This window comes from Sphingomonas paucimobilis NBRC 13935 (genome assembly GCF_000739895.2).
Lineage (GTDB): Bacteria > Pseudomonadota > Alphaproteobacteria > Sphingomonadales > Sphingomonadaceae > Sphingomonas > Sphingomonas paucimobilis.
Window position 1 is genome coordinate 86,400 of record NZ_BBJS01000043.1, and the last position, 24,125, is coordinate 110,524.

General features: G+C 67.5%; 33 protein-coding genes. 4 read left to right on the forward strand and 29 right to left on the reverse strand.

Annotated elements, in window-relative coordinates; all coding sequences use genetic code 11:
• The first annotated feature begins 659 nt into the window (after positions 1-659).
• Positions 660-878: a hypothetical protein gene (locus SP6_RS13320; RefSeq protein WP_042469246.1), complete on the forward strand. Its 219-nt coding sequence runs from the start codon at positions 660-662 to the stop codon at positions 876-878.
• Between the two features lie 114 nt (positions 879-992).
• Here SP6_RS13320 and SP6_RS13325 read toward each other — a convergent pair whose 3' ends face one another.
• The gene (locus SP6_RS13325) at positions 993-1,217 is read right to left on the reverse strand and encodes a hypothetical protein (protein WP_042469248.1); all 225 of its coding nucleotides are present in this window, start codon (positions 1,215-1,217) and stop codon (positions 993-995) included.
• A 675-nt stretch (positions 1,218-1,892) separates the two neighbouring features.
• Between SP6_RS13325 and SP6_RS21000 the strand changes: the two genes are divergently transcribed.
• Positions 1,893-2,069: a hypothetical protein gene (locus SP6_RS21000; RefSeq protein ID WP_156146121.1), complete on the forward strand. Its 177-nt coding sequence runs from the start codon at positions 1,893-1,895 to the stop codon at positions 2,067-2,069.
• Between the two features lie 87 nt (positions 2,070-2,156).
• On the opposite strand, the gene SP6_RS13330 is transcribed toward SP6_RS21000, so the two are convergent.
• Together SP6_RS13330 and SP6_RS13335 are read right to left on the reverse strand one after the other, a co-directional pair.
• Positions 2,157-2,735, reverse strand: coding sequence for a hypothetical protein (locus SP6_RS13330; protein ID WP_042469249.1), 579 nt, complete (start codon positions 2,733-2,735; stop codon positions 2,157-2,159).
• Between the two features lie 189 nt (positions 2,736-2,924).
• On the reverse strand, positions 2,925-3,902 hold the full coding sequence (locus SP6_RS13335; RefSeq protein WP_030541261.1) for a DUF2493 domain-containing protein: 978 nt from the start codon (positions 3,900-3,902) through the stop codon (positions 2,925-2,927).
• Between the two features lie 481 nt (positions 3,903-4,383).
• Here SP6_RS13335 and SP6_RS13340 point away from each other — a divergent pair, with 481 nt between their 5' ends.
• Positions 4,384-5,496, forward strand: coding sequence for a hypothetical protein (locus tag SP6_RS13340; RefSeq protein ID WP_042469251.1), 1,113 nt, complete (start codon positions 4,384-4,386; stop codon positions 5,494-5,496).
• 49 nt (positions 5,497-5,545) lie between these two features.
• Here SP6_RS13340 and SP6_RS13345 read toward each other — a convergent pair whose 3' ends face one another.
• The 7 genes from SP6_RS13345 to SP6_RS13375 all read right to left on the reverse strand — a co-directional run bounded on the left by SP6_RS13345 (position 5,546) and on the right by SP6_RS13375 (position 10,012).
• The gene (locus SP6_RS13345) at positions 5,546-5,866 is read right to left on the reverse strand and encodes a single-stranded DNA-binding protein (protein WP_042469252.1); all 321 of its coding nucleotides are present in this window, start codon (positions 5,864-5,866) and stop codon (positions 5,546-5,548) included.
• 260 nt (positions 5,867-6,126) lie between these two features.
• On the reverse strand, positions 6,127-7,329 hold the full coding sequence (locus tag SP6_RS20140) for a YecA family protein (protein ID WP_082052518.1): 1,203 nt from the start codon (positions 7,327-7,329) through the stop codon (positions 6,127-6,129).
• A 96-nt stretch (positions 7,330-7,425) separates the two neighbouring features.
• Complete coding sequence (locus SP6_RS13355; protein ID WP_206434259.1) at positions 7,426-7,824, reverse strand: type II toxin-antitoxin system VapC family toxin; 399 nt, start codon at positions 7,822-7,824, stop codon at positions 7,426-7,428.
• 11 nt (positions 7,825-7,835) lie between these two features.
• Positions 7,836-8,099: an antitoxin gene (locus SP6_RS13360; protein ID WP_042469255.1), complete on the reverse strand. Its 264-nt coding sequence runs from the start codon at positions 8,097-8,099 to the stop codon at positions 7,836-7,838.
• 188 nt (positions 8,100-8,287) lie between these two features.
• Entirely contained in the window at positions 8,288-8,791 is a 504-nt protein-coding gene (locus SP6_RS13365; protein ID WP_030541254.1) for a DUF736 domain-containing protein, read from the reverse strand.
• A gap of 163 nt (positions 8,792-8,954) precedes the next feature.
• Complete coding sequence (locus SP6_RS13370) at positions 8,955-9,545, reverse strand: Ros/MucR family transcriptional regulator (RefSeq protein ID WP_232252439.1); 591 nt, start codon at positions 9,543-9,545, stop codon at positions 8,955-8,957.
• A 149-nt stretch (positions 9,546-9,694) separates the two neighbouring features.
• Positions 9,695-10,012, reverse strand: coding sequence for a DUF7673 family protein (locus tag SP6_RS13375; RefSeq protein ID WP_042469311.1), 318 nt, complete (start codon positions 10,010-10,012; stop codon positions 9,695-9,697).
• A gap of 310 nt (positions 10,013-10,322) precedes the next feature.
• Here SP6_RS13375 and SP6_RS21005 point away from each other — a divergent pair, with 310 nt between their 5' ends.
• Entirely contained in the window at positions 10,323-10,793 is a 471-nt protein-coding gene (locus SP6_RS21005) for a hypothetical protein (RefSeq protein WP_156146122.1), read from the forward strand.
• Here SP6_RS21005 and SP6_RS13385 read toward each other — a convergent pair.
• From SP6_RS13385 to SP6_RS13475, 19 genes are all read right to left on the reverse strand, one after another.
• Positions 10,759-11,256, reverse strand: a complete 498-nt coding sequence (locus tag SP6_RS13385) for a hypothetical protein (protein WP_042469256.1) — start codon at positions 11,254-11,256, stop codon at positions 10,759-10,761. The two genes, SP6_RS21005 and SP6_RS13385, sit on opposite strands and share 35 nt — an antisense overlap.
• Before the next feature lie 140 nt (positions 11,257-11,396).
• A complete protein-coding gene (locus SP6_RS13390) occupies positions 11,397-11,726 on the reverse strand; it encodes a hypothetical protein (RefSeq protein WP_042469258.1) in 330 nt (109 codons plus the stop codon).
• A complete protein-coding gene (locus tag SP6_RS13395) occupies positions 11,723-11,917 on the reverse strand; it encodes a hypothetical protein (RefSeq protein WP_042469259.1) in 195 nt (64 codons plus the stop codon). The genes SP6_RS13390 and SP6_RS13395 overlap by 4 nt, the downstream gene beginning before the upstream one ends.
• A gap of 133 nt (positions 11,918-12,050) precedes the next feature.
• Positions 12,051-12,383 carry a DUF3768 domain-containing protein gene (locus tag SP6_RS13400; RefSeq protein WP_042469261.1) on the reverse strand — a complete coding sequence of 111 codons (333 nt, stop codon included), beginning with the start codon at positions 12,381-12,383 and terminating at the stop codon, positions 12,051-12,053.
• A complete protein-coding gene (locus SP6_RS13405) occupies positions 12,380-13,330 on the reverse strand; it encodes an adenine nucleotide alpha hydrolase family protein (RefSeq protein WP_042469263.1) in 951 nt (316 codons plus the stop codon). The genes SP6_RS13400 and SP6_RS13405 overlap by 4 nt, the downstream gene beginning before the upstream one ends.
• A gap of 128 nt (positions 13,331-13,458) precedes the next feature.
• Positions 13,459-13,863, reverse strand: coding sequence for a hypothetical protein (locus SP6_RS13410; protein WP_042469264.1), 405 nt, complete (start codon positions 13,861-13,863; stop codon positions 13,459-13,461).
• Positions 13,856-14,680: a Mom family adenine methylcarbamoylation protein gene (locus SP6_RS13415; RefSeq protein WP_042469266.1), complete on the reverse strand. Its 825-nt coding sequence runs from the start codon at positions 14,678-14,680 to the stop codon at positions 13,856-13,858. Before SP6_RS13415 ends, SP6_RS13410 begins: the two co-directional genes overlap by 8 nt.
• A gap of 17 nt (positions 14,681-14,697) precedes the next feature.
• Positions 14,698-15,021: a hypothetical protein gene (locus SP6_RS13420; RefSeq protein ID WP_042469267.1), complete on the reverse strand. Its 324-nt coding sequence runs from the start codon at positions 15,019-15,021 to the stop codon at positions 14,698-14,700.
• Entirely contained in the window at positions 15,018-16,178 is a 1,161-nt protein-coding gene (locus SP6_RS13425) for a phosphoadenosine phosphosulfate reductase domain-containing protein (protein WP_042469268.1), read from the reverse strand. The genes SP6_RS13420 and SP6_RS13425 overlap by 4 nt, the downstream gene beginning before the upstream one ends.
• 41 nt (positions 16,179-16,219) lie before the next feature.
• Positions 16,220-16,864, reverse strand: coding sequence for a hypothetical protein (locus SP6_RS13430; RefSeq protein WP_042469269.1), 645 nt, complete (start codon positions 16,862-16,864; stop codon positions 16,220-16,222).
• A 69-nt stretch (positions 16,865-16,933) separates the two neighbouring features.
• Positions 16,934-17,197, reverse strand: a complete 264-nt coding sequence (locus SP6_RS13435) for a hypothetical protein (protein WP_042469270.1) — start codon at positions 17,195-17,197, stop codon at positions 16,934-16,936.
• Positions 17,197-18,000, reverse strand: a complete 804-nt coding sequence (locus tag SP6_RS13440; protein WP_042469272.1) for a PRTRC system ThiF family protein — start codon at positions 17,998-18,000, stop codon at positions 17,197-17,199. The genes SP6_RS13435 and SP6_RS13440 overlap by 1 nt, the downstream gene beginning before the upstream one ends.
• Positions 17,990-18,649: a PRTRC system protein A gene (locus SP6_RS13445; RefSeq protein ID WP_042469274.1), complete on the reverse strand. Its 660-nt coding sequence runs from the start codon at positions 18,647-18,649 to the stop codon at positions 17,990-17,992. The genes SP6_RS13440 and SP6_RS13445 overlap by 11 nt, the downstream gene beginning before the upstream one ends.
• Positions 18,646-19,473, reverse strand: coding sequence for a PRTRC system protein B (locus SP6_RS13450; RefSeq protein ID WP_042469275.1), 828 nt, complete (start codon positions 19,471-19,473; stop codon positions 18,646-18,648). The genes SP6_RS13445 and SP6_RS13450 overlap by 4 nt, the downstream gene beginning before the upstream one ends.
• Positions 19,474-19,480: 7 nt before the next feature.
• Entirely contained in the window at positions 19,481-20,512 is a 1,032-nt protein-coding gene (locus tag SP6_RS13455; RefSeq protein WP_232253933.1) for a hypothetical protein, read from the reverse strand.
• Between the two features lie 132 nt (positions 20,513-20,644).
• The gene (locus SP6_RS13460; protein WP_042469276.1) at positions 20,645-20,851 is read right to left on the reverse strand and encodes a PRTRC system protein C; all 207 of its coding nucleotides are present in this window, start codon (positions 20,849-20,851) and stop codon (positions 20,645-20,647) included.
• Between the two features lie 40 nt (positions 20,852-20,891).
• Complete coding sequence (locus SP6_RS13465; protein WP_042469277.1) at positions 20,892-21,323, reverse strand: PRTRC system protein E; 432 nt, start codon at positions 21,321-21,323, stop codon at positions 20,892-20,894.
• Positions 21,324-21,359: 36 nt separating this feature from the next.
• Entirely contained in the window at positions 21,360-22,949 is a 1,590-nt protein-coding gene (locus SP6_RS13470; protein ID WP_172463292.1) for a PRTRC system ParB family protein, read from the reverse strand.
• Positions 22,950-23,099: 150 nt separating this feature from the next.
• A complete protein-coding gene (locus SP6_RS13475) occupies positions 23,100-24,113 on the reverse strand; it encodes a deazapurine DNA modification protein DpdA family protein (RefSeq protein WP_042469281.1) in 1,014 nt (337 codons plus the stop codon).
• Positions 24,114-24,125: the final 12 nt, after the last annotated feature.

Here is a 24,125-nt window from a genome sequence, read left to right on the forward strand (position 1 = left end):
CCAGCCTCCTAGCAGAGAGGCTGGTGGGGATCGAAAGAGGCGACGAGCCTTATAGTCGATCGCCGCACTCGGCGCAAAGGGTATTGCCGTCGCACGGACCGCGTGTGACCGAGTGGGACGCATAAGTCATTGGAATCGCTGAAATCGGACGTAAGCGCCGAGCTGTCCCACGGCGTGGCACTTACCAGATTGCCCGTAAGCCACTGATATACCCCGGAAAACCTGCACCGCCAGGTGCGTAGGGTGTGCTAGAATCCATCAGGATTGCTCCAGGTCGCGGGCGGTCCTGGTCATCGTCGTTCAGGGGTGGGTCCCGGCTCCGGCCGGGAATGGAGCCGCGCGTCGCGCGGTACCGGCGCCGCCGGGAACGGCTGGCGCGAAAGGGGGGACCTGCGGCATGCGTCGCCAGCTGTCCGAAACATCCGCGCCTCGGATGCGAAGGCCGAACCCGATCGGCAGGGATCGTCACCCGAATGGGCGAAGACGGCGCGTGCCGGCTTCGTGAGCGTGTGTTCGACACGCGAGTAGAGCCCGTGCGGCGGCGCCGGAAGGTGCCGCCGAGCCGCCCGAAACATGCCAAGCCCCTTGAATGCGCGATCAAGGCGCTTCAACAATAGGCCGCGTTCACGGCCCGATCAGCTTTGAACAGCGAGGCCCTTATGGCACGGACTTTGGAACAGGAACGACAGGCGCTCGAGGAAGAGGAGCGCAGGTTGGCGGAGCGCCGCGAGCAGCTCGCGAAACGCGAGCGCGAGGAGGCGATCAGGACGATCGAGAAGGCGGGGTTGCTCAGGCTGCCCGCCCCTCGCCTGGAGGCGCTGACCAAACGCATCAAGGCGCTCGGAATCGAGGAAGTGGAGCGGCGGCTCGCGGCCTGAGCCGGACCCGCCGCGACGCAGTCGCGGCACGGGCATGGGGGGCTCGATGCCCCTCATGCCCGTATGCCCCGGCAGCAAAAAAAGGGAGAGGCGTTTCCGCCCCTCCCTGTCGTTTCAGAACTCGTCGGACATGCCGCCGGGGACCGTGTGCACCACCCGGTCGATGAGCGCCATCGGCAGCGCGCCATAGTCGCCTTCATCGATGGCGATGTAGCCCCGCGCTTCGTCCTCGATGACGTGCTGGTCGAAGAAGCTGTGGAGTGCGCGGCGCTCGGCGTATCCGAGGGCGGCGAGGTAGGCGGCGGTATCGTTGTGGGCGCTGGTCGGGTTGATCTGCATTGGAGCCTCCTGTCGTCTTGAATGACAGGGGAATGGCCGTCGTTGAGGGAGACGCCGTGTCAGGAACGGAGGCGAAGCCGGAGCCGCGAAGCGGGGAGCGGGGGTGCCGATTTTGTCGTGGTCGGAGTGGAGCGAAGCGGAGCGCAGGCCGCGGCAAAATTGGGGGCACCGCTCATTCTTGACGCGGGGTCTCCCTCAACGACACACTGGGAAGTCTGTGAGAGATTTCATCCTCTGATCTGGGCGCGACGGCCGGCGTGAGCACCCTCGACCGCGGCGGTCGATTTGACACGCGGGAATGGTCCGGCCACGTGCGGCGGGACCGCGAGATCTGATCGATCTTGGGGCCGCCGCGCGGGCGCGCCCAACCATCATTGACCGGGGGGCGCAAACAGCCGGCGAGCAGTCGCGGGTTGGTTCGCCGATATGCCTATGTTAGTCCGCAGGGGCGCTGCAGAGCGGCAGCGCCGGGACTGGTAATCCCGTCGAGAACGGCAACTCGGTGTGGTCTCACGCCGGGGTGCCTGCGCATATGTCCAGGTGCCCCGGCACTAAAAGCGTAGGCGCATGTCTCGACGTGTTACCAGCCCCGGCTCCCGCGCCCAGCGCGCGGGAGTTCGTTGGACGGGGCGCTCCGACGCGACCGCTGGGATCAGGTGCGCCCGGGCAATCGAAATGGACGATCTCGATACGGACCCGACGCTCCAGAAAGCGATGGCGCTCGCGCTGATGCGGCAGGCGCTGGAGTGGCTGGAAGCGGCGGAGGAGGACAAGGCTGCCGCGCACCTCCGCGAGGCCGTGGATGCAGTGCTGAAGCGGGCTCCGCAGATGGATCGTGCGGCCGCATCCTGACGCGGGTGAGAGGCCTGGCTTTCGGAGGCGGTGAGGGCGCGCCAGCGAGCTGGCGCGCCCCGCCTGGCGACCGGTTCTGGGTGGAGGCTAGGCCCATTCCAACCGGCAGGATTCGTCGGGAGCCGCCGCCGCGACAAGGCGCTCGAGCCGTTCGATATGGTGGGCTACGCCCTGCTCGGCCGCGTGCCGCCGGACGGCCGGGCTGGCGAGGCGTTCCCGGATGGTCTCGATCGCGGTCTCGCCCACGCTTTCTGCGCCGAGGCCGAGGCTCTCGAGCAGCGCGAACGCGTTGTTCGAGGCGAGGTCGAGTTCAAGCGCCATGTCGGTGGTGAGCGCCACGGTCAGGTTGATCGTGCCAGCCGCCTCGTCGCGAAAGACGCTGACGCGCCGCCCGCGGAACTGTGCTTCCTCGACCACGGTAATGACGTCCGCGGCATAGTCGAAGAGGCGGGCGATTGACGCCAGTGCGAGCGGGCAGACGCGAGCCTCGAAGCGGTAGGAGAGGAACGCGTCCTCGGGAGCATCCGGGTCGAGCAGCACGGCGCCGATACGCTCGCCCTCGCCGCGCAGGAAGGTGCGAAAGGCGGCGAGCTGGCGCGCGGCAATGACCGCCATCGGGCGGGCCTCGTCGTCAGCGGCGGTGGCGATGCGAAACGTGATGGACATCTCGTCCTCCCCTGTTGAACGCTCCCACTCAATCCCTCTCCCCTTGGCCGCCTCGCGGGTCTGCAGGTCGGCTGCGCGTCGGCGCCGGCTCCTCGCGGCGCGAGGGGGCTCGATGCCCCCGAGCGCCGCCCTTGACGCAGCAAAAGGAGGAGAGGCCCCGGCCGTGGCCGGAGCCTCTCCGCGAGGGCTTCACGCCCGCCGTGCGGTGCGCTGGTGGGCGAGCCGGACGATGTGCAGCGGCACGCCTGCCTGGCGCAGCTTCTGGGCGAGGTTCTGCTGGATGCCCGAGCCCTCGCAGATGACCGCCTCGACCGGCTTCAGGCCGAGGATGCGGTCGTTCCGGACGAAGGCCGCGCGGTTGCCCTGGCTGCGGTCGAGACGGAACTGGATGACCTTGACGCCGCGCGATGCCGCCCAGGCGTGTGCCACCGCATCGCAGCCCTTGGCCTGCGCGGTTGTCGCGAGGATCATCTCGGGGATGCGGGCCTTGATGCTGTCGAGGCCGTTCCACAGGAGGTCGGCATCCTCCCAGACCTGCCCGCCGGAGAAGGCCACTACGGGACCCTCGGGTGCGAACTGCTCACGGCGTTCCCGCGCGCGCGACGCGAGATAGTCACGGGCGTCGATCATCGAGGCGTTGAGGGCGCTGGAGACCCTGCTGCCGCGGACCGGCGAGAAGGGCTTGCCGGTCTCGACGCGGTACACCTCGGCGGCGTGATCGCGCATGCATTCCATTGCCTCGCGGCACCCCTGGAGGGTCTGGCAGAGCAGCTGCGTGTCCTCCAGTTCGGTCGCGTAGATCTCGGACGGATCGTAGTTGCGGGCGAGTTCGCCGAGCTTCTTGGCGGCATCGTCCTCGCGCCCTTCGATCCGCTTGGCGACGACATGGAAGCTGTTGGCGAACCCCCAGGCGAGATCGTTCGCGAAGGGCTCCATGCGCGTGTCGCGAAGGACATCGAACATCGTCTGCATCATCATGTCGACGGCGGCCCGGACCTGCTCGGGATCGGGCATGTCGAGTGCCTCCGGCGCGTCGACGATGCTGAGCTTCGCCATCTCGTTCGGCTCGATGAACGCGCCGTCGTAGGTCTGCGTCAGCTCCTCGTTCTCTCGGCTTGCCGCGATGTGGCTGGCGAGGTCGGCAAAGTTGGTGAAAGTGGTCTGCATGATAGCCTCCGTTGGATCTCATCCACTCGATGAGGCTTCCCCTTCGACGTGCGGCGGTCGGGGCAGTCAGGGACGTTAACCGGGAAGCCGGCGCAGCCGGACCCCGGTTAACGCCGCGCCAGCGGGGAGCGGGGGAGCCGATTTTCTCGGGCGCGGAGCGGACGCGTAGCGGGCGTTGCGGGCTCGTGAAAATTGGGGGAACCGCTCATCCTTGACGGGCTCGAATCCCCGCACGTCATATCTAGGAAGTCAGAGAGAGAGAGATTTTTGGTCACCACGGTGCAGCCAGGCCCCCCGCAAGGTGATCGTCACCCGAAGGGCGGAGACCCGCGCATCGCGGGGCTCCGGGAGCCGGAGGCGAGTAGAGCGCCGGTCCCGGCCTGAGCAGCGCGAAGGGCCGGGATGCGCCGCCCTCCAGCGGATGCTCTGGTGCGGCGATTGCCGGTCGCGCGGATGGGGATGATCTGACAGGATCGCGCGCATGAAGGATCCGTTTGGCTTCCCCGAGAGCAGCGTCGAGCGCCTCCTGCGCGAGGAGCGCGAGCGCACCCGGCTGCTCGGCGGCGGCACCGCCGCCCAGGCTATCCTAGAGGCGACCGACGTGCGAAAGCGGCTCGGTCTGGACTTCGGCGCTCCCTATCGCGGCGTCCTCGATATGCTGGAGCGGGATCGCCGGCAGCAGCTTGAGTTCCGGCAGCTCACCAGCAGTGCCTGGGCGCTGTCGATCTCTGAAACCGCGCGCAGCATCGTCGACCGGAACGCAGGGTTGCTCGACGACCAGCGCCGCCTCTCGAGCAGCCTGCTCGACACGGTGAAGACCTTCGATCTCAAGCGGTCGACGATGGCGAGCGTGATCGCCGCCGCGGCGACCGGCGGGACCTACCGCCGGATGATCGAGGAAGCGCTGCCGCGCCTGTCGGCATTTTCGCCCATCGCCGAGCAGATGCGGCTGCTCGATGCGATGACGCTTCGCGCGAGCGAAGGCGTGATCCAGTCGGCGACGGCGCTCGCGACCGAGATGGTGCTTGAGACGCAGCGGATCGCCGAAGCGATCCTTGCCGCGTCGACGGACGAGGAAAGCGCCGAGCTGCAGGGCCGGCTGATCGACCTCATCGTCGGGTTCGTGCAGCAGCTCGGTCCGCGGACGATCGCCGAGCTGCACGAGATGGGCCTGTTCCAATGGTCCGGCTGGCTGGCCGGTATTCTCGGCCTGTTGCTGGCGATCGCCGCCCTCCATCCTGATCAGTCGCCCGAGGAGAAAGCGGCGTTCGCCGCGTTGAACCAGAAGGTGGAGGCGCTTCAACAGGAGACCCGTCGCTATCACGAGGCCGAGGCGCGCGCGGACGAAGCCTATGTCGCGGACCTTCCAAGGGCCGAGCTGAGCCGGGATGCGACGTTTCGGCGCGAACCGCGGCGCGAGGGCGCCGTGGTGCTGAAGGCGCCCGACGGAATGGTGCTGGCGATCGAGAGGCGGCAGGGGCGCTGGCGCCTGGTGGTGTATCGCGATCCGCTCACCGGCCAGCTTGCCCGAGCGTGGGTCCATGCGAGCGCGGTGTCGCCGCTCGCGCCGCCCGTTGACGCTGACGCGCGGTAGCGGGGCTCGACCGATCCGGACGGCGCCGGAGCGCCGCCCGGGCATTCGCTCAGAAGAAGTCGAGCTTGTCCGCGATGATCTCGCAACCATAGCGGGTGATGCCGTCGCGGTCTTCCCAGCTCGAATAGTGCAGCCGGCCCGTCACTGCGACGACATTGCCCTTCTCGCGCGACGCGGCCGCCTTGCCAAGGCCGTTGAAGCAGGTGACCTTGTGGAACTCGGTTTCCTTGGCGGTATAGCCGGTCGCCTCGTCGACATAGGTCTTTCCGTCCCTGAGCTTCACGCGGTCGGTCGCGACGATGAGGGTCGTGACGCTGCCGCGGGTGTCGGGATCCTTGGCGACCCGGCCGGCGATGTTGACGTTGTTCATGGCGATGCTCCTTGTTGGGTCCAGCGGCCTTTCCGCCGGTGCCACCGGGGAGCGGCGTGCAGCCCGCTCCGCACCGGAGCGCGAGCGGAGGGGAACTCCTGAAGGGAGCTGGCGCGGGCAGCCGCGAGAGCGGCAACACGGGCGACCGGCAGGGGTTGCGGGGCCGGCCTGTCACGCCGCAGGTGGCAGGAACAGGCGGAGGAAGGCCGCGGCGCCCTGGGACGCGGCGCCCCTGCAACGACCAACCGCCGGCCGGCGGCTCAGACCGGGGTCGGCAGGCTCCCGCCCCGGTCGATGACGCGGAGGTGCAGATGGGGGACTGGCTGGCGCACTCCGAGCGAGACGGCCGCCGTACGCGGACCGTGGGTCTCGATCGAATGGCGGACGAGACGGCGGCGCTCGGCGCTGGTCAGTGCGTCCCACCAGGCTGGGCTCAGATAGCTGTTCTCGAGATATTCGAGACCAAGGCGGACCGCGGCGGCGGCGTGGTCATCGTCCCCGAGGTCCTGGTAGGATCGCACGAAGCGCTCCGCCGGGCCCTCGGGCCCGCCGGTCCACCCGAAGACGATGACCGACTGGCCGCCATAGGATGTGATGTTGAGCGTGACCTGTTCGAACGTACCCGTGCCATGGGCAAGTCGTTGGAGCGGGCGACCGGTCAGATCATTGTCGGGCAGGAACGCGCCGCAGCAGACCAGTGGCAGGAGCCCGTTGAAGCGTGTCCAGGCATAGGAGAAGCCGTTCGCGTCCCGGGCTCGGACCCGCGCGTCATAGGCCGCCTTCCGGGCGCGCGTGCCGGCCTCGCCCGCGAGAGCGCCGTGATGGAAATTGCGCGCCATGTTTTGGGCGAGTTCCTGGTCCTCGACGGGCAGGCCCTCGTCCAACCGTGCGAAGAGCGGCGCTACGGCAAGCATGGCGCGCTTGAAGAAGGCTTCGAACGACACCGCGCGATAGGCGAAGAGCAGCGCCTCCCAGGCGCCGATCGCGCAGTCCTTGTCCTCGATCGGCTTGAAGAGATCGTTGTCGTGGGTCGAGCAGAAGCCCGGGAAGACCGAAGCGTCGCCGATGCCCACCAGCCGCGGGTCGAGGCGGCCACCATTCTTCTCGAGCCCGCCCATCGTCGCGATGAGAGAATAGACCTTCCCAGCGCGCGAGATCGCCCGCAGCCCGCCTTCCTTCTGGACAGTGTGGGCGCCGATGATCTCGGCGCCACATGGCTCGCCGGCCTCGCCGGCATAGGAGCAGTAGCGTCGGCGCAGCTCCTTGCGGAACGCCTCGGCAACATGGTGGTGGTTGAATTGCGGCAGCCGCTCACGCCCGTCGTGACACGCCTTGAACTTCCTGCCCGATCCGCACCAGCACGGGTCGTTGCGGCCGATCTTCGGCGGGCGGTGGACGCGGGGCGGCCGGTTCAGGGGCATGAACAGCGAGGGGTGCGCAGCGGGAGGCGGTTGGATCGGCATGTCTTGGAGGTTGAGCGGAACAGGGTTGGACGGCGTGCCGGGCAGACGGAGAGGACCGGCGACTTTGGGGAGCTATCGTCACTCGGTGCGAACGCCTCAATGGACGTCGCTCAGCCAATTCTCCACCTTGAGGGCCCGGACGCGGGAGAACTCGCCGATGTTGGCGGTCACCAATGTGGCGCCGAGCGCATAGGCATGAGCCGCGATGAAGAGGTCGTTGGGCCCGATGGGTTTGCCCGCGCTCTCCAGCTCGGCTCGGATACCGCCATATTCAGTGTCCGCCGGGACATCGAGCGCAAGCACGGACACGCTGCCGAGGATCGCCTCTATCTGGGCCAGGAGCCTGGGGGACCCTTTCTTCGCGCAGCCGTAGCGCAGCTCCGCCGCGGTGATGATGCTGACGCAAATCGCATCGGCACCGACTTGCGCGATGCGGGTTGCTACGGCGCCGTGCGGGTTTCGCGCGAGTTCCGACACGATGTTGGTGTCGAGCATGTAGAGCTGGGTCACAATTCGACGGCCTTGGCGGGAAGCAACGTGCCGTCGATGTCCGGGAACTCATCCTCGGGGCCAAGGGGTTCGAGGCTCGCAAGGACCTCGACGATGTTTCGGCGCCGGATCGGCTCGATGACCAGTCGATCTCCCTCCCGGTGGATCATGACCCGATCCCCAGGCAGCTCGAAATCGGCCGGGATGCGCACTGCCTGGCTCTTGTTGTTGCGGAACAGCTTCGCTTCTCTGGTGACCGTTGCTTCATGATCGGGCGTCACGGCAGACTCCTTTGCATATACATAGGCATATACATCACTGGGTGGGTTTGTTCAATGATGTGTTGCCGACGGGAAGAGAACGTGGTCGCACGCTGCCAAAAAAAAGGGCCCGCTTCGCGGTGGGGCGAAGCAGGCCCTGTCGTGGCGTCGGCGCGCAGAGGAGCTGCGCGCCAATCGGTTGGCGGCGATCAGTCCGCCATCTCGGGCGTGCGGCGCCGGCGGCCGCCCGGCGCGGGCTCGCTGCCGCCGAACGCGCCTTCGGCCGAGGACTCACCCAGACCGTCGGTTCCCACGGGTGCGGCCGGCTGCTCGGTCCCCGGCAGCGGCGGCAGGCCGTCGTCGGTTGCGACCGTGTCGGTGGGCGCCTCGCGGCGGCGGGTGGGGCGCGACCAGACGATGTTGTAGGAGCCGTCCTCCTGGCGGAACGCCGAGATGTAGAGCGGCTTGTCGAGGCTCGGATCCTCGATCTTGCCGTTGAGGAAGGTCTCGCCGGTCGAGTTGGAGGCGAGCTCGAAGAGCGCGCCGACTTGCACCCACTGGCGGGCGGCAGACAGTGCGAGGATTTCGAACTTGGGCGCGCGCGGGTTGGTCGACTGGACCGTCCGAAGCGCGATCACGATCGCGACGGTGAGCGTCGAGATCTTGCCGGTGTAGGTGCCGCTGGCGTTCTGGGTGATGGTGCCGATGTTCATGGGAAGTCTCCTGAGATTGAGCGCTCGAACCCCTTGTCCGAACACTCTCTCTCACCCACTCAGCTCCTCGGCCGTTCGGCCGAGTAAGGCGCGTCAGCGCCGCTCCGACGAGCGCCTCTTCGGCGCCGTCGGGATCGTCCCGCAGGTGCCTGGGCCCGGAACCTCAGGCCTCGACTGCGCCAGCGTCTGCGGGTTGCTGCTTGCGCCGCCGCGGCGTCTTGGCGCTGGCCTGGGCGGGGGGCGTGTCCTCGGCCTTGGCGGGGCGGGCGCGGGGCTTCGGTTGCGGAGCGGGCGCGGCGTCACCTGATGGCGGTGCTGCCTCGGCGGGCGCTGTGGGCTCCTGCCGCTTGCGACCCAGGCCGAGACGCTTGGCTACCTCGCGCCGGTGCGCCGAGTAACCGGGCGCCACCATCGGATAGTCGGACTTGAGACCATAGCGGACGCGGTATTCGGCAGGGGTCAGGCCGTGGCTGCTGAGATGTCGCTTCAGCGACTTGTAGGGCTTGCCGTCGATCATCGAAAGAATGTGATCAGGCGAGGCGAGGCTCTTGCGCACGGAGACGGCCGGCGTGAACTCGGGCTCGGCCGCCGGTGTCTCTTCGGCGGGTGTTTCGGGTTCCTTGGCGATGCCGGTGATCGCAGCGTGAGTCTTGGCGATGAAGTCCGGCACGTCTTCGGGTCGGATATTGTTGTGCGCCACGTAGCTTGCGACGACTTCGATCGTCATCGCGACCAGGTTGTTCTCTTCCGGCAACCGCACCTCCCACGAAAGGATACGCCCTGGCGATCTTCGCCCGACGACTTCCCGTTATGGCGCGCGATGGATATCGCGCAAGGTTTGGCGCCCCTCCGGGGGGGTGTCTGTGGCGGCCTCGGTCCGAAAATTCGGGTACCGGCGCCCGGTCAGGTCGCCGAAGTCGAGACCGGCTTGCGCCAGAGCGCGATGATGTCCTGCATCTCCTCGGCGAAGCCGAGGGCATCGATGTAGATAGCGCCGGGGCGTTGTCCGAGATAGCCGACGATGGTCGCAATATCGTTGGCCACAGCGACATCCAGCCCGAACAGGTCGGCGATCTCGAAATGGCCGAGTTCCGGCCCGTTCCACCACGCCATCAGGAAGTTCGCGACCCGGCGCGACTGGCCGGTATCGCTCATCGCGATCGGTATCAGCCGGGTCAGCGCGGCCAGCATCGCGTCGTGATCGGTGGGTATCGAAGTCATCGGCATCTCCGGCGACGATGCTATACGTCTGTGTCGATCGCGCAATCGCGACGTTCGGATCAAAGGCGCAGGGGCTCCGGCATCGCCAGCCATTCGGGCTGGTCGTGCGCGAGAGGCACGTTATGGTTCGCGGCCTCGGCCTCGCTGAAGACCCGCGCGCGCGACAATCGGTCAAAGCCGGTATCGTCGTTCCAGAAGCTGAGCCCGTGCTGCGGATCGCGGATCGCGAGGACGAATCCGTCGGCGCCTTCATCCCGTGCCCGGCAATTGCACGGTCGAGCAATTGGGTCGTGTGGCCATAGCTGATGCCGTGTTCGCTGATGACGACATAGCCGCCGCCGAACTCCCCGATCCGCAGCCTGTCGCAATCCGACGCCCATTCGAACCCGAAGGGCAGCGCCGAGCGCGCGCAATGTTGGATCAGCCTGGCCGCGACATCGATTCCGAACTGCTCGCCCGAGAACGTCACGAGCACCCGGCCGAGCTGGTCGGCCTCGCTGAACGCGACATCGAAATCGAGATAGGGATATTGCGGATCCTCGAAGAGGTCGAGCACTCCCGCAAACGGGTCCTCGTCGCTGCGCGGGAACAGGGCGGCGAAGTCCGGGCCAAGGCTGGTATAATGCGCTTCGCGAACGTCGATCCCGGCCTCGGTGTCGTCGATCAGTTCCACCGTGGCGATGACCCGGCGGAGCATGTCGGCCTCGGCGACGGTGACGGTCAGGTCGAACGCCGCCTTGGTGTAGCTATTGGACATGGTGCGCTCCGTCAGTCGAGGTGAGCGCGGGAGCGGCGGCGGCGGCATCTGCAACGACGAGCGCCGGCACGACGAATTCCGCTGCATCGAAATGAGCGAAGATCGCATCGAGCGAGCCAAGCGCCGTGATGGCGCTGCGGCTGATGACAACCTCGTCATCCTCGGTGACAGCGTAGGACACCGCCTTGCCGTCGCCGATGGCGACGACGCGCTCGGGTCCCCACTGCCCGGAATAGCCGCCGCACCAGCGTACGAAGGGGACGCGATGCATCACGCACCAGTCCTCGATCTCCTCGAAGCGACCGCCTGCGACTTCGTGCGCAAACAGGCGAAGCGGCTCGCCGTCGACGCGATGTTCCGGCTCGAACGGATCGCCGTCCCACTCGACGGCAAGACGCTCGGCAGCAATGAGCTCGGCAAGTTCTGCGAAGGCGGGAGCGTCAAGCTCGCCGCCGATGACGATGGAGGCGGATACCCGGTCGGCCATGATAGTCTCCTCTGGTTGGGCCGGCGCAGCGCGCACGTTCGGCCACCGCGCCGTGATCGCGGGGACCGTTGATGATCGGGCCTTGGAAAGGTTCGTGGCGGCAGCGGCTCGGCTGCGCCGGCACCTGTCTGATTGCAGCTTCAGTGGGTAGAGCCGAACAGGTAGCGCTTGGCGGCGACTTGCTGGCTGCCATCCTCGATGCCGATGGACGACTGCATGTCGGCAGTGAGCTGCCGGTGGAGGTCGGGAGGAATGATGGCATGAGGCGCGACAACGGCGATCGCGGCATCGGCGGAGAGGAGTTCGCCCGGCTCCGTGCCGATCCAGACGAGGGGCTCGCCTTCGGCGGGCTCGTCTTCGGTGCGAAAGAAGACTTGCGCGAAGAAGGTCTGAAGCGGCCGGTCCCATCCGACCGTCGCGCGGACGACGTCTGGGCTGTCCGGCTTGGCCTGAAGGTCGTGACGGCTCATTCCATCGTCCTCCGGATGCGATGCTGGACATGGCGCGCCGCGCCTTCGGCGCTGCTGATCGCCTTGCCGGCGGCCGAAGCAGCCTGACGCGCTCCGGCCTGGCGAAGCAAGGTACGGGCTTCGCGCAGCCGCTCAACGGCTACCGCAATGGCGTGCCCGTCAGCGGGCGTGGCGGAGGCGATCCGTCGCATGGGCTTCTCCCTTGGATGGACGATGGATGCGGAAAGGCGCGTCTGCGGCGGGCCCCAAGGTCATTCGCAGGGTAGGTCCGCTTGCATTCACGCGCCTACTGCCCGACCCGCTTCCCCTTCACTTTTCCCAGGTTCAGTCGTCCTCGGGCAGCATGATCGTCATGACTCGCGTGGTGACGTGCGGATCGCCAGGGTCTTCCGATCCCCATCCCAGCGCGCGGTCGTAATAGTCGATCGCGAAACGGACGGCGTGGCCACAGACGGTGAACTCCCCGCGAGAGCGTTCCGGGCCATCGTCGCGCGTGAATGCGTAACCTCGGATCGCTGCGAGCAGCTCGGCCTGGGCGGAGAGATCGCCGGCGAAGGCGGCGACGCAAGCCGCAGTGATGACGACGCGGGCAGTCGGATCGAGGCCGTGCCGGCAGCGGTCGTTGAGTTCGGCGATGCGGGATAGCTGATCGGTCATGCAGCCTCCATCAGGCCGGCGTTGAAGGTCTCGATCCAGGCTTCCATCGTCGGCCGCTGGGGAAGCGGCACGATGCTCGCTGCATCCTGGAACCGGATGAGATCGGTGGGTGCATCGCGGCGAATGGCTTCGATCTCGGCGGCCGGGAGCAGCCGCTCGGCGCAAATGAAGTCTGTGATCCTGCCGGGCTTCGTCCTGGTCGAACGCCGCCAGAGCCCCTCGACGGTGCGCAGCCGAGGCTCCGCGCGCGCCTCGATGAGCACGATCAGCCTGAGGCACCAGGATGGCAGCGCCCGTACTTCGTCCGGCTGGATTGCCCCGCAGAAGAAGCAGCTCGATTTGGGAGGGATCGGAAGACCGGCCTGCTCGATACGGGCGGCGCACCGGTCGCGGTTCCAGTTCCACTCACGCAGCGGATAGCGGCACTCGAACAGCGGATCGTTCAACGCGGACGCATGCGCGTAGCGACGCGTGTCGGCAGGCGAGGCATCGTAGCCGATCAGCCGAACGACCTTCTGGCCTCGCTGCCACGCGGCCTGGGCCGGCGCCCATTGCTTGAGGTAGGCGTCCTGCGGCGCGACCTTCCACTTGAGAGAACAGCTATGCCGGCCAAGGCTGATGCTGGGGAGCGTCGCATTGGTGAGCACGTTGGCCAGGATCGAGTAATAGGGTGGCCAGTGCTTGAAGCGCTGCGGCACGTAGCGGACCACCTCATAGGGGATGCGCCGCGCGGCCATCCACGCCGCGATCAACTTCTGGTACTCGTACGTATCAGGCTTCTCGGCGCCGGGATCGGCCGTGAGAACCAAGTCCGGCGGCTCGCCCCGCGAATCGAGTTCGACGAGCAGGGCCGTGGAGTCCACGCCGATACCATAGGCGAGGACGACCGGCGGCGGCGCGCACACCATGATGGTGTCGACCGGCCTCGGCGTGGCAGAGGTGATCATAGGGGCCTCGGGCTTGAACGCGGCTGAATGCCGCCAAACTCAAGGCCCCCCTCCCCTCGCTTGTCCGATGCGACAGCGCCGGAGAGGCGGGTGTCTTCGGGCCGCCTCTCGAAAGCGGGTCTCGCCAGTTATCCGGCGGCCGTGTCGTGCTGGGGTGCCGGGACGGTCGGTTCGCCCATCAGGATCACGGCGATCGAGGGCTTGTCGTCGGGTCCGAGCCTGCGGCTGTCGAAGACGTTCCGGCCGCCCAGGCCGATCGTCAGCATGTCGAAGGTCGGTGACGTACCGCCGTTCGCGTTGGCGATGCGTGTCCCGTTGTCGTGATATTGGATGTCGACGAAGCTTGGCGGGGAGCCGCGCTTGTATTCGCCGAAGAAGAACGTGATCCGACGACCGTCGGTGGTTTTGGCGCTGATCGTGAAGTTGCCGTCGGGGATGTCGATCGGAAGCGTCGGCACGTCGTTGAAGCGGGCGAAGCCGATGCTTTCGGCATCGGCCGCGGTTATGACGGGCAGCTGCGTGATGTCAGCCATGGAGGGTCTCCTGATCGGGCCAAATGAGCGGAAGCAGCGCGTTTCGCGGCGGAAGGGCCTTGGGATACGGCAGGCGCGGAAGGGTGCGGCCGCGGCGGCGGGCCTCGCGCGTCAGCTCGAAGCAATAGGCGAACAGCCCAGCCTGCTGATGCGTGACGAGATGGCGCTCGCGCTGGAGCCGCCACAACCAGCTTCGCGGCTCCTCGCCGATACGCGGCCTCGGGACCCCCAGCGAGACGAGCTGATCGATTGCGCCGGCTTGGCCCTGCTCGCCCAGGCGGATCTTGGACAGCGTGCGCCCCGAGATCGTGATGTTGCCGACCCGAAGGACCGATCGCGGCTTCGTGACTGCGCGGTGGGCGGCCGAGAGCGCACAATAGACGCGGCCGATATGCCCCGCCCCTGGATCGCTGTACGACACCACCGCCTCGATCCCAGGCCGTTCCCGGCGCAGGTGGCGAAAGGCCCGCGCGACGAAGAAGCTCTCGCCGTTCTGCGGCACGGCGTCGGTCAGAATGAGGCGCGCGAGAACGCAGCCGCGGCGAGGATCGTCAAACCCGGTGTGGCGCGAGACGACGGCGCTGGTGGTCGGAACGGCGAAAACGGCAACGCCTTCGAGCGCGCCCTTGCGCGCGAACAGCCCCACCGCGAGCTGCGCGGCCGGATAGCGGGGCAGATAATGGTGCTGCGCGATGAAGGCGCGCGCGGCGGCGTGATCGATGACGTCGACGCTGTAGGCGCCGGGATCGATCAGCGTGAGATCGCGCGCCCACAGAGCGCGCCGTTCGCGCCAGCGCTGGCTGCGGTCGGTCTGCATGGGACGTGGTCCGTGGGTCAGAGGAGCGCGGGCCGGCGCGCGTGGCGGGCGATGATCGCGTGTGCGAAGGCGTCCGCACCTGCCTGGCTCGGGCAGGGGAAAAGATCATGGGAGCACAGCAGGCGGAGGCTGTGGTCGAGCTCCATCGCACAGAGCCAGCGGTCGCTGCCATCGATGTCGACGACGGTAAGCGCGAGGCAGCGCGAGCCGCCATAGGGGCTCGGATCCAGTGGATCGCCCGGAAAGCCGGCAAGCATCCAGAAGCGCCAGCCCAGGGGCGGCGGGTCCTCGATGCGGGCGACGATCCGGAAGGAGCCGGCGGCGGCATGGATCGTCGTCACGACGACATCTGCCGCCCGGCCGCGACCCTCAGCTCTGCAAAGCGCGCCTGGACGGCTGATCCTGTCGGATAGCGGTTCTCGAGCCTGTGGCGCGCCAGGATGGGCCGCCGTGCCGCGGCGATATCCTCGGCCTCGGCGAGGGTGGGCATCCGCGGAGGCCAGCCTTTGACGTATCTGAGGCCTGCCGGCATCGAGGCCTCGAGATGCCGGCGCTCGAGCTGGTCGGCCTTGGCGCGTTCAACGTCCGCGCGGAGCCCGCCGCTCAACAGATGCGGTGAGATGTCGGCGAGCCAGCGTGTCGGCTGGAATGGAAAGGTCGATCGCGCCTCGATGCCGACGAGCTCGCGATAAGCCTCGGTGTTCGCCGGGGCTGCGGCAGAAGCCGACAGGTCGTGAAGCGAGGCGAAGATGCAGTAGCGGCACGAGAGGCGCGTTGCGCCCCATATCGAATAGGCCTCGTGCAGGGTGATGCCGAGCGTGCCGTGAGCACGAAATACGTCTTCGCTGTTCCAATACGCGATCGGGTGCCAGAGGGTGATCGCGGTGCCGTGCCGGTTCCCGGCCTTGGCATGGCGAAGATCGGCCTTGGCGATCGGGGTGGCGGCGCGGTTGTGGCTTTCGTCGCGGCGCAGGCCCAGAACGGAGATGATCTGCTGGCCTCGCAGCATTCTGGCGAGCGCCGGACCGATCACGGCCGCCTTCATCTCGGATTGGCAGAAGCGGAGCGATGCCGACGACCAGGGACCAATCAGGTTGTAGGTCTCGAGCGCCTCGTAGCGGCGCTTGCCGCTTTCGAACCGCTGGATCCAGCGGTCGACCAGGTCGCCGGCCGCCCGGCGCACGACTGTCAGCGGCACGTCGGCGCTAGCGGCTATGCGCGCGACGGTATCGGGGGTCGAATCCCATTCGGCGCGGCCAAGATCGGCATGGATCGCCATCCGCCGCGCCCGCGGATGGCCGAGTGAATCGAGTTGAAGGTTGACCGCGAACAGGGCCGCGCTCGAGTCCTTGCCGCCTGAGAGGTTGAAGACGATCCAGGCGCCGGCGCGGATCGCGGCGACAATCTCGGAAGTGATGGCGATGTCCGGCAGGCCGGGGACGGCCGGATAGGACCGAGTGGCCGCTGCCGCGGCTGCGAGCTGGGCGATGGGTGGCATGACGGCTCCGGAAAAGGGCGGCGGCCTGGTAACTGGCGGCGTCAGGCGAAGAGGCGCTCGGACTGCCGGACCGGCGGCGAGAGCGCGAGTTCGCGGCGGAGCCGGTCGGCGAAGCGGTCTGGGGCCAGCAATTCGGCGATCGAGGCAAAGTGGTTGCGCTCGCCGGTATAGTCCTTGCGCCCCCTGCAGCGCCGGAACAGGATTTCGCGGCCGGCCCCCATCGCGCCCAGGCTGAGGTGGACGTACACCTCCTCGCCGTGGAGGGTGATCTCGCCCGAGACAGCCGGACCACCCTTGTTGGAGCGGACCTCGTAGCTATCGGCCTCCAGCCCAAGGGCCTCGGCGAGCCGGCGCATGGCAATGCGCCCCTCGCTGTGAAAGGTGCGTTTGGCAGCCTCGTCGTAGGCGACACCACGACAAGCGAGGGTCCGCAGGACAGGGTGGCGCCGGATCTCGGCGATCTGGTCCAAGCAGTTGCGGCGCAGCGCCATGTCGTCCGGGCGGCGTTCGCAGACAGTCCCGAGGTGGCGGGCGAGAAGGATGACCGCCGCGTCGATCTCGGGGTCCTTGCCCGCGTTGCGGCAGTCGGTGATGGCGGCACCGATCGCGTGGAGGGTGGCTGCCATCGTGGTCAGCGCGCTGGGATCGAGCGCCTGCTGGTGGCGCATCGCGACATCGTAGTGCATGGGGAGGTTCTCCGGGCTAAAGCGCACGTCCGCTCGCCCCTCCCCTTCCCCCTCTTCTTTTCCTGGCGGTCAGCCGCGCCGACGCCCTGGCCCGGGGCCGATCGCGCGCGCGATGTGACCGGCATAGACACCGCAGGCGGCCCAGTATGCGGCAACCGGCGGCTTGCGGCTCTGCCAGCTCCGTTCGGCGCGCAGCCGGGCTTCGCTTTGGATGTCGAGCAGCACGGACAGCAGCGCGAGGCGCGCCTCCGGACTGAGCGCCCGGAGCCGGGCGACCGCCGGCAGGGCAAGAACGGGGTTGCGCACCTCGGCCCTGGAGGATCGAGCGCCCATCACGCGGGTCCGGGCAGCGCGGCCGATACGAGCTGATCCTGCGCCTCCTCGACCGCGGGAAGCGGGATCGGGACGCATTGCCCGCGAACGAGGTTGATGAAGCCACCAGCGTGGCCGATCGACCCGCGCCCGACGAGGTCGAACAGCAGCGCCAGAGCGTGGCTTGCCAGGACGCGGTTGACGAAAAGCGACTGCCGTTCGAGCGCCTCGGCCACCGAGCAGGACGGCGCATCGTCGTCGGGCTCCGTTTCGTCGGCGATCTCGGGGAAATATTCGACGACGGTCGGGAGGCGCCGCCGGTCGTGGGCGGTGGAGCGGCGAGGCGACCCGATCAGGAACTGCCCGTCTCCGGCGCGGTTGCCGAGGTCCATCCAGTAGGCGGGCACGGGCTTCCCATTCGCCAGATCGGCGCCGAGGGCGCGGCGCGCGGAAGCGGTGTCGACGCAGCTGATGAGGATATCCACGTCGGCGATCTTGACCGCTTCGGGAGCGCGGCCATGGACGGCTCGCCAGCAAAGGCCGTGCGCGAGATTGATCCGCTCGACGAGCGTGCGGGCCTTGGAAGCGCCGAGGTCGCATCGGTAGAAGGGTTGCCGGCCGAGATTGGCTTCGCTGACGACGTCGTCATCGACGACGGTGACCTGGAGCGACCGGGTGGAGATCGCGCGTAGCGCTGTCTCGAGCGAAGCCAGTCCCATCAGCATCTGCGCGCCATTTCCGCCGCAGCCGACTAGAAGGACCTTGATCGCGCGATTGTCGAAGCCGGCAGGAAGATAGTGGCGATTGGGGATGTCAGGCTGCATCGTCGTCTCCTGAAAACGGGCTGCGCGGCAGCGGCAGGAACATCCCGCCGGCGCACAATCGCGAAGCGATGGCGGGTCCTTCCGGTTGACCAAGACGGCCGAGCACCAGCGCGATCTTGGTGGAGTGCGCGTCGTCGGCATCGTCCGTCGCGCTGAAGAATGCCGCGCCATGCGCATGACTGTGGATGTCGCAGATGAGATGTTGGTCGGGCGCCAGAATCGGGGACCGATAGGTCACGCGGGACGGAGTGGCATCGTCGATCTGGGGGTAGTGGATCGAGAAGCTTCGCTCATTCTCGTTCCACAGGACGAAGGCGGCAGCTTCGTTGGGCAAGGCCGCTCGGAAGTGATCGAGAATCCGGCCGAGCAGTTCGCGGGGCATTAGCCCGCAGCGTAGTTCCGCCCGGCGCTCGCCGACGCTCCCATAAGGCAGGTAGGCGGGAAACGGCGGCGTGACGGGAATGTCGAGCTCGAGCCATGGCCGTCGCACGATGAGCATGACTCCGTCCCTCCCGACCGCGAGACATTGGCTTGTGCGGGAGGCGCGTACCGCGTCGATCGCGGGGGACCGACCGACCGGCGGAACCGGATAACAGGGCGCCGCTGCGAGAATGGCGGCCGCGGTCGGATCGTCGGCGAGGACGGTCATGACGCCGCGCCTTCAGCGATCAGCCGCTCGAGCGTCATCGGTTCGGCGTTGGCCTTTCTCGATGGAGGTCGCTGGCTCGTGCCGGTGAACGGCCGGAGGCGCCTCACCGGGAAGCGCGTCGCCTGGCGCGCCGCAAGGTCGTCCCAGAGCTTCAGCAGGCCACCCTTGCCGGTGACGGTCAGCTCCTGCCCGGGATTGGGGTGCGTCGACCAGGAATCGAACAGCGCCCGCTCGAAGTCGGGGATGGCCGCGACGTCCAGCGTGCGCGGCCTCGGGATGTTCCCCCAGCAGAGAGAGCCATCGACGAAGACGTTGAGGACCGGCGAGTGGAGCACCCGCGTGGTCGCCGAGGGGCGCTCATTTTCGGCGAGTGCATAGACCCCGAGCCGGCGCGGCGTCGCCACGAACAGCTGGGCGGGATACGGAACGGGCCGGATCGTCCGTTGCGCGAGAACGCGCAGGCCGGCCGGCGGTGTGGACAGATCGAAATAAGCCGGGCGGACCTGCTCGGGCGTCCACCAGGCGAGCATGTCGCGATGGGCAACCAGCACATTGTGGGGAAGGATCTGAGGCGGCGCTGCGCGCCCGAGCGCCTCGGTCCATTGGCGAAGGTGGGCGCGGGTCAGCGGCGTGCCGGCGGCGATCGTCGGCCCGCCTTCGCCGCCATGCTCGACATGATGGATGCTGGCGAAGGCATGTCCATCCTGCCTGGGGGCGCGGTGGGGATCGAGTCCGCGGGGGGTCTCGGTGCGGTACAGGAGGATGGCGTTGGTGAGCACCATGCCTCCGGCGGTGGCTTCGAAATGGGCGCTATGGTCCGGCATGGGGGCCTCACAATTTGTCGGGATCGAGCTGGATCAGCTGCTGCGCAGCGAGCAGGAAGTGAGCGCCGGTCCGCAGCGACGCGAACCATCGCTCGACGTGCGCGGCCTCGGAGAGCGGACAGATCCCCGCGACATCCATGAAGCCGTATTCCATGCCGTGGCGTCCGACATCGTCCACCTCGGCCGCGAAGAACTCGACCGGCACGAGCGTCAACGGGGGCAGCGTCGAACATTCCTCAAGGCCGGGAACATATTCGTAGAGAATTTGCCCGTCGAAGTGCCAGGCGTTGCAATCTCCCGGCAGGAGCCGAAGCGCGTCGTGAGCGCTGCGGAGTTCGCGTAGTGCCTTGCGAAGGTCGAGAGGCAGCTTCGCCAGCGGCGCTGCATTCGCCGCGATCATCCATGCGGGCTTCTTGGCCTCCATGGTCGACGGCAGGGCGACTTCGTCGAGGTCGCCGGGATCTGCGCCGTGATAGTTGATGAGGCACTGGCGGGCGGCGTCATCGTCGGTCTCGCCGTCCCAATAGTAATTGGATATTTCGTCGAAGAGATCCTGGTAGCCGAAGATCGGCAGGGCAGCCCCCAGGGTCTGCTCGAGCGCCACGTAGGCAGCCGCGCGCCAGGCGATCGGCGCCTCGCTGGTCTCGATCCATCCGAGATCCAGTTGGCCGATGCTCTCGCAGATGATCACGATCGCCGGCGCTCCCTCGGACTCGCCGTTGAGCACGACCACGCGAAGCTCGGCGAGATCGATCGGACGCAGCGCCTCGCCAGCGGCAGAGATGAAAACATGCTCGATGCGCCGTCGCGCCTCGCAGCGGGAATATCGTCTCGTCGCCTTCTCGCGCGACGCCACCCAACGCCCGATCAGCTTATGGTGTCGTGCAAGAGGCTGGTCGAAGGTTCGTGGTATGTCCGGCGAGATCTCAACCGATCGGCCCGCGAGATCAGCCGAGCGGCGGAAGTCGGAGGCTTGCTGGTGGCTGAAGGGGCTCGGGGGAGTGGCTTCGGTGAGTGGGCTCGAGCGCGAGCTGCGCATGGAGGGCCCGGGCCTGGATGCTGCAGGAAGGCTGGGAGATGCCGGTTGCGTTGCCATCATCGAACTCGATCCATTCGAGAAGCGTCTTGCGCGGTGCGGCGGGGATGGCTCCGCCGTGGCGGCGGGGCACGATCAACCCTTGGTGCCGACGGCGCGGCGGTACTCGGTGACGTGGACGCCGCCGGTCACGCCAACGTCGACCGTCTCGGCGTTGAGGATCGCCGGGTAGAGCGTTGCGTGATAGGCTCGCAGAGCCTGCGGGTCGTGGGCGAGATGCGGCGGAACCGGGAGATCGATGCCGTCATATCGATAGGCGCGGTCAAGCTGGTTGATCTGCATTGGGGCGTACTCCTTGGCGTTGGACAGGGGCTCGAGGTGCTCACCAGAGGCTGGCGGGTTCGTCCGACTTGGCATCGGCCGGAGGCGAGCCCGGAGGCGGCGTGGCCGGCGAGCTGCTCGTCGGGGACGGTCGCGGCGCCGTGGAGGCGGCTTTCGCCTTGGCCGCTTCCGCCGATGCCGCGCGTGCGGCCTCGGCCGCCTCGCGCTGCTCGGAAATCTGCTCGGCGAGCGTTTTGCGCGAAGCGATGAGCTGGCCGAGCGCGCCGTCTGCCCCCTTGGCGAGTTCGATGTCGATCTCCGCTGCCGTCGCCGTGATCGAGATCGGCCGCAGCTCTCCCGTCTCGAGGCGCTGGGCTTTGCCCTCCGTTGCGCGAGGGATGACGGTCAACGTAACGGTCTCGCCCGGACCCGCGACGAGGTCGAATCCAAGCGAGTAGCGGCCGAGCAACGGCAAGAGACTTGCGATCAGCATGATTGTCAGTCCTTATTTCGGAGGGAGTGAGGGCCGTCAGGCCGCGATCGCGGAAACACCGCGGTCGGTTTCGGCGCGAAGAGGAGCCGGAGGAGGCCCGTATTTGCCGTCGAGGGTCATGCCGCTCGGCAGGCGGCCGGTCCAATCGAAGCCGACCGCGTTGAGCATCCCGGCGACGAGGTCGGCCTTCTTGGAAGCGAGCAGCTTCGCGAACGCCTTCTCGCCCAAGTGCGCGATGAGGCCGCACTCCTGAGCGATGAATTTGAGCTCGTCCTTTGTGTACCGCTCCAGGAAGGATCGATCGACACGCCAGCCGTGCCGGATGTCGATTGCGAACGCCCGGGCAAGGTCGGCGACATGCGCGAACGACTGCACGTCGCGCGCATAGGCCGCTGCGATCGCGGCAAGGGCGGTCGCTGCCTGCGCGTCCGAAAGCGCGCGGATCCCCTCGATCTTCTCTCCGAAGCTCAGGTCGGGAAACGAAGGGCTGACCAGCAGCCCGGCGCGGGACGTCAAGGTGGCCGGCTTGATCTGCGCGAGCGTACCCGTCAGGCCGGCGACGAGGATCGCAGCATGCGCATGGGAGGGATTATCGGCGAGGCCCCGGGCAAGCGCCGTTCGCCAGGTCGCCTCCCGAAGGTCGGCGGTGCGGCCGGCGATCGATTTGACGGAGACGGTCGCACCGTCAGCCCGGGCGGCCGGCTTGACGATCGCGCCGGACGACGACCGATTGGCTGCGACCGCGGTCGCTCGAACCCCTGGACGCGAGGCTGCACCGTCGCCATCGTCGTCGGTATTTGCCAGCTCGTCCGCGTCGGGAGCAGCTTCCCCTTCGCCACCGTCAGCTTGCCGATCGGCGGCCTCGGCCTGTGCCGCAGCCGCAGCGCGCTCCTGGGCCTCGATCTGCGCCCTCTCGACTGCTTCGGTCTTGAGCTGGAAGCAACCGGGATTGGTGCAATGGCCTTCATCGACATGGGTTTCGAAGAGGGCTCGTTGCGTTCCGGAGTTGAACGGGCAGGCCATGCATTCGGTCTTGTCGAAGCAGGCGTTGGCTAGATCCTGCGTGACGCGCATCAAGAGATCGCGCGTCTTGCCGACGTCGAGACCGGAAGCGGTGATCGTGTCGAGAGCCTTGTCCTGCTTGTCCGCCGGAATGGCAGCGAGCAGCTCGGCATGGCCGACCTTGATGCGGCGCTCATCGAGCGCGAGTTTCACGGCGTCGGAGAGATTCGCGAGGGCGAGGCGGCGGTCGAATTTGGCCTGGGACCAGCCGAGCCGCCGCGCCGCCTCGGCGCGATCATTCTGGCAGGCGGCGAGAACCCGAACGGCGGCGTCCGCCTGCTCCGTCTCCGACGCATCGTCGCGATTGTCGTTCTCGTCGATCGCCGCTTCCAGCGCTTCCTGGTCGGTCATCTCGCGGATGACGACGGGCACCTCCCCTTCTGGACCGAAAGCCTCGAGGGCGGCCCGATACCTGCGGCCTCCCGCGACAACGACGTAGGTGTCGTCGACGTCGGCTGCCGGGCGGAGAAGCATCGGCTGAAGCATGCCGCGCAGCCGGAACGACGCGACCAGGTCCTCGTGCTTCTTTCGGTCGAAATAGCGACGTGGATTGTATCCAAGCATGATCTTGGAGAGCGACAGCGTCGTGGCTGCATTCGGATGCGATGGGGTCAAGGCGGGTCTCCTTCGGGATTGGCGTCGCGCCTCCTTCGCGGGTGCGCGCCTTCTTTCCGTCGAGCCTGATGCTCAACCCTGCCCTTCCCCCTCCCCTCTTCATTGCTCGGCGGCTTGCCTTCGGTGGATGTCAGCGGCCCATTGCTCGACCCAGGCTGCGGTAATCTCGTCATGGTCGAGATCGCCGGACTCGATGAGGTCACGGATTTCCGAACGGGCTCGCGCAATCGCCGCTTCCCAAGGATCGGACGGAGGGTTCTCCCGCTCGGCGTGGAGCTGCTGGGGCAGCCGCTGTGGCGGCAAGCTCAGCCTGCGCTGCTGGCCCGCCACCCAACGCTCCAGGTGATCGGCGACGAACTCGTCCGTCTTGGGGGTGCGGGCAGTGTGGGCCGCCCGTCGCGCGCTGATCCCATAGGCCTGGCTGTCGATCGAAGCGATCCTGTGGCGGAACGGAAGCAAGAATGGCAGCGCTGTCCCCTTCACGCCGAAGGCATGGAGCCGGACACCAATCGGCAGGATCTGGTCGAGGTGATCGACGACAGCGATGAGACCTTCCGGTCCATGGATGTCGCGCCGGCACATGCTTCCGACGCCAATAAGCGCCCCAGGCCGGAGCGAGCCCCAGAGGGCGTCGACGCACCGCTCATAGTCGGTCGGCCGCCGGCCCTGGATCACCGGGATCAAGGTATCGGCGTTGCCTTGGTCCTCGGCGAGCCTGCGGCAATCGCGGTTGGCGCGGATCGTCCGGGCGAGCCGGTCGATGACCTCCTCTCGGTCGGCGGCGATCTCGGCCTCGACGCAATAGTCGGCGCTCGCCCACCATCTGAAGGGATAGGCAGCTGCAAGCGAGACATAGTCCGCCAGCGACCATGGGAAGCCGCCATAGCGGGCCGCTGCGACGAACCCACCGGAATCGAGGCAGAGCGACGCCAGGCCTCGTGCGTTTCGAAGCTGATCGAGCCGCCAGCCCGTCCATTCGCGCCAGCCGCGCCGGTCTGACCAGCGCGACAGACAGTTCGCGGAGATCAGCGTGGGCTGCCGCAGCGTGCAGGCTCGCCTGAGGATCGGACCGGCGCCAAGGTGCGGAAGCCCGACGATGATCTCGATATCCATCGATTGCGCCTT

Excerpts from the sequence above, each read along its gene's own strand:
- SP6_RS13320 (WP_042469246.1), top strand. The coding sequence starts at position 660 with ATGGCACGGACTTTGGAACAGGAACGACAGGCGCTCGAGGAAGAGGAG.
- SP6_RS13325 (WP_042469248.1), bottom strand. The coding sequence starts at position 1,217 with ATGCAGATCAACCCGACCAGCGCCCACAACGATACCGCCGCCTACCTC.
- SP6_RS21000 (WP_156146121.1), top strand. The coding sequence starts at position 1,893 with ATGGACGATCTCGATACGGACCCGACGCTCCAGAAAGCGATGGCGCTC.
- SP6_RS13330 (WP_042469249.1), bottom strand. The coding sequence starts at position 2,735 with ATGTCCATCACGTTTCGCATCGCCACCGCCGCTGACGACGAGGCCCGC.
- SP6_RS13335 (WP_030541261.1), bottom strand. The coding sequence starts at position 3,902 with ATGCAGACCACTTTCACCAACTTTGCCGACCTCGCCAGCCACATCGCG.
- SP6_RS13340 (WP_042469251.1), top strand. The coding sequence starts at position 4,384 with ATGAAGGATCCGTTTGGCTTCCCCGAGAGCAGCGTCGAGCGCCTCCTG.
- SP6_RS13345 (WP_042469252.1), bottom strand. The coding sequence starts at position 5,866 with ATGAACAACGTCAACATCGCCGGCCGGGTCGCCAAGGATCCCGACACC.
- SP6_RS20140 (WP_082052518.1), bottom strand. The coding sequence starts at position 7,329 with ATGCCGATCCAACCGCCTCCCGCTGCGCACCCCTCGCTGTTCATGCCC.
- SP6_RS13355 (WP_206434259.1), bottom strand. The coding sequence starts at position 7,824 with ATGCTCGACACCAACATCGTGTCGGAACTCGCGCGAAACCCGCACGGC.
- SP6_RS13365 (WP_030541254.1), bottom strand. The coding sequence starts at position 8,791 with ATGAACATCGGCACCATCACCCAGAACGCCAGCGGCACCTACACCGGC.
- SP6_RS13375 (WP_042469311.1), bottom strand. The coding sequence starts at position 10,012 with ATGACTTCGATACCCACCGATCACGACGCGATGCTGGCCGCGCTGACC.
- SP6_RS13385 (WP_042469256.1), bottom strand. The coding sequence starts at position 11,256 with ATGGCCGACCGGGTATCCGCCTCCATCGTCATCGGCGGCGAGCTTGAC.
- SP6_RS13390 (WP_042469258.1), bottom strand. The coding sequence starts at position 11,726 with ATGAGCCGTCACGACCTTCAGGCCAAGCCGGACAGCCCAGACGTCGTC.
- SP6_RS13395 (WP_042469259.1), bottom strand. The coding sequence starts at position 11,917 with ATGCGACGGATCGCCTCCGCCACGCCCGCTGACGGGCACGCCATTGCG.
- SP6_RS13400 (WP_042469261.1), bottom strand. The coding sequence starts at position 12,383 with ATGACCGATCAGCTATCCCGCATCGCCGAACTCAACGACCGCTGCCGG.
- SP6_RS13405 (WP_042469263.1), bottom strand. The coding sequence starts at position 13,330 with ATGATCACCTCTGCCACGCCGAGGCCGGTCGACACCATCATGGTGTGC.
- SP6_RS13410 (WP_042469264.1), bottom strand. The coding sequence starts at position 13,863 with ATGGCTGACATCACGCAGCTGCCCGTCATAACCGCGGCCGATGCCGAA.
- SP6_RS13415 (WP_042469266.1), bottom strand. The coding sequence starts at position 14,680 with ATGCAGACCGACCGCAGCCAGCGCTGGCGCGAACGGCGCGCTCTGTGG.
- SP6_RS13425 (WP_042469268.1), bottom strand. The coding sequence starts at position 16,178 with ATGCCACCCATCGCCCAGCTCGCAGCCGCGGCAGCGGCCACTCGGTCC.
- SP6_RS13430 (WP_042469269.1), bottom strand. The coding sequence starts at position 16,864 with ATGCACTACGATGTCGCGATGCGCCACCAGCAGGCGCTCGATCCCAGC.
- SP6_RS13435 (WP_042469270.1), bottom strand. The coding sequence starts at position 17,197 with ATGGGCGCTCGATCCTCCAGGGCCGAGGTGCGCAACCCCGTTCTTGCC.
- SP6_RS13440 (WP_042469272.1), bottom strand. The coding sequence starts at position 18,000 with ATGCAGCCTGACATCCCCAATCGCCACTATCTTCCTGCCGGCTTCGAC.
- SP6_RS13445 (WP_042469274.1), bottom strand. The coding sequence starts at position 18,649 with ATGACCGTCCTCGCCGACGATCCGACCGCGGCCGCCATTCTCGCAGCG.
- SP6_RS13450 (WP_042469275.1), bottom strand. The coding sequence starts at position 19,473 with ATGCCGGACCATAGCGCCCATTTCGAAGCCACCGCCGGAGGCATGGTG.
- SP6_RS13455 (WP_232253933.1), bottom strand. The coding sequence starts at position 20,512 with ATGCGCAGCTCGCGCTCGAGCCCACTCACCGAAGCCACTCCCCCGAGC.
- SP6_RS13460 (WP_042469276.1), bottom strand. The coding sequence starts at position 20,851 with ATGCAGATCAACCAGCTTGACCGCGCCTATCGATATGACGGCATCGAT.
- SP6_RS13465 (WP_042469277.1), bottom strand. The coding sequence starts at position 21,323 with ATGCTGATCGCAAGTCTCTTGCCGTTGCTCGGCCGCTACTCGCTTGGA.
- SP6_RS13470 (WP_172463292.1), bottom strand. The coding sequence starts at position 22,949 with ATGCTTGGATACAATCCACGTCGCTATTTCGACCGAAAGAAGCACGAG.
- SP6_RS13475 (WP_042469281.1), bottom strand. The coding sequence starts at position 24,113 with ATGGATATCGAGATCATCGTCGGGCTTCCGCACCTTGGCGCCGGTCCG.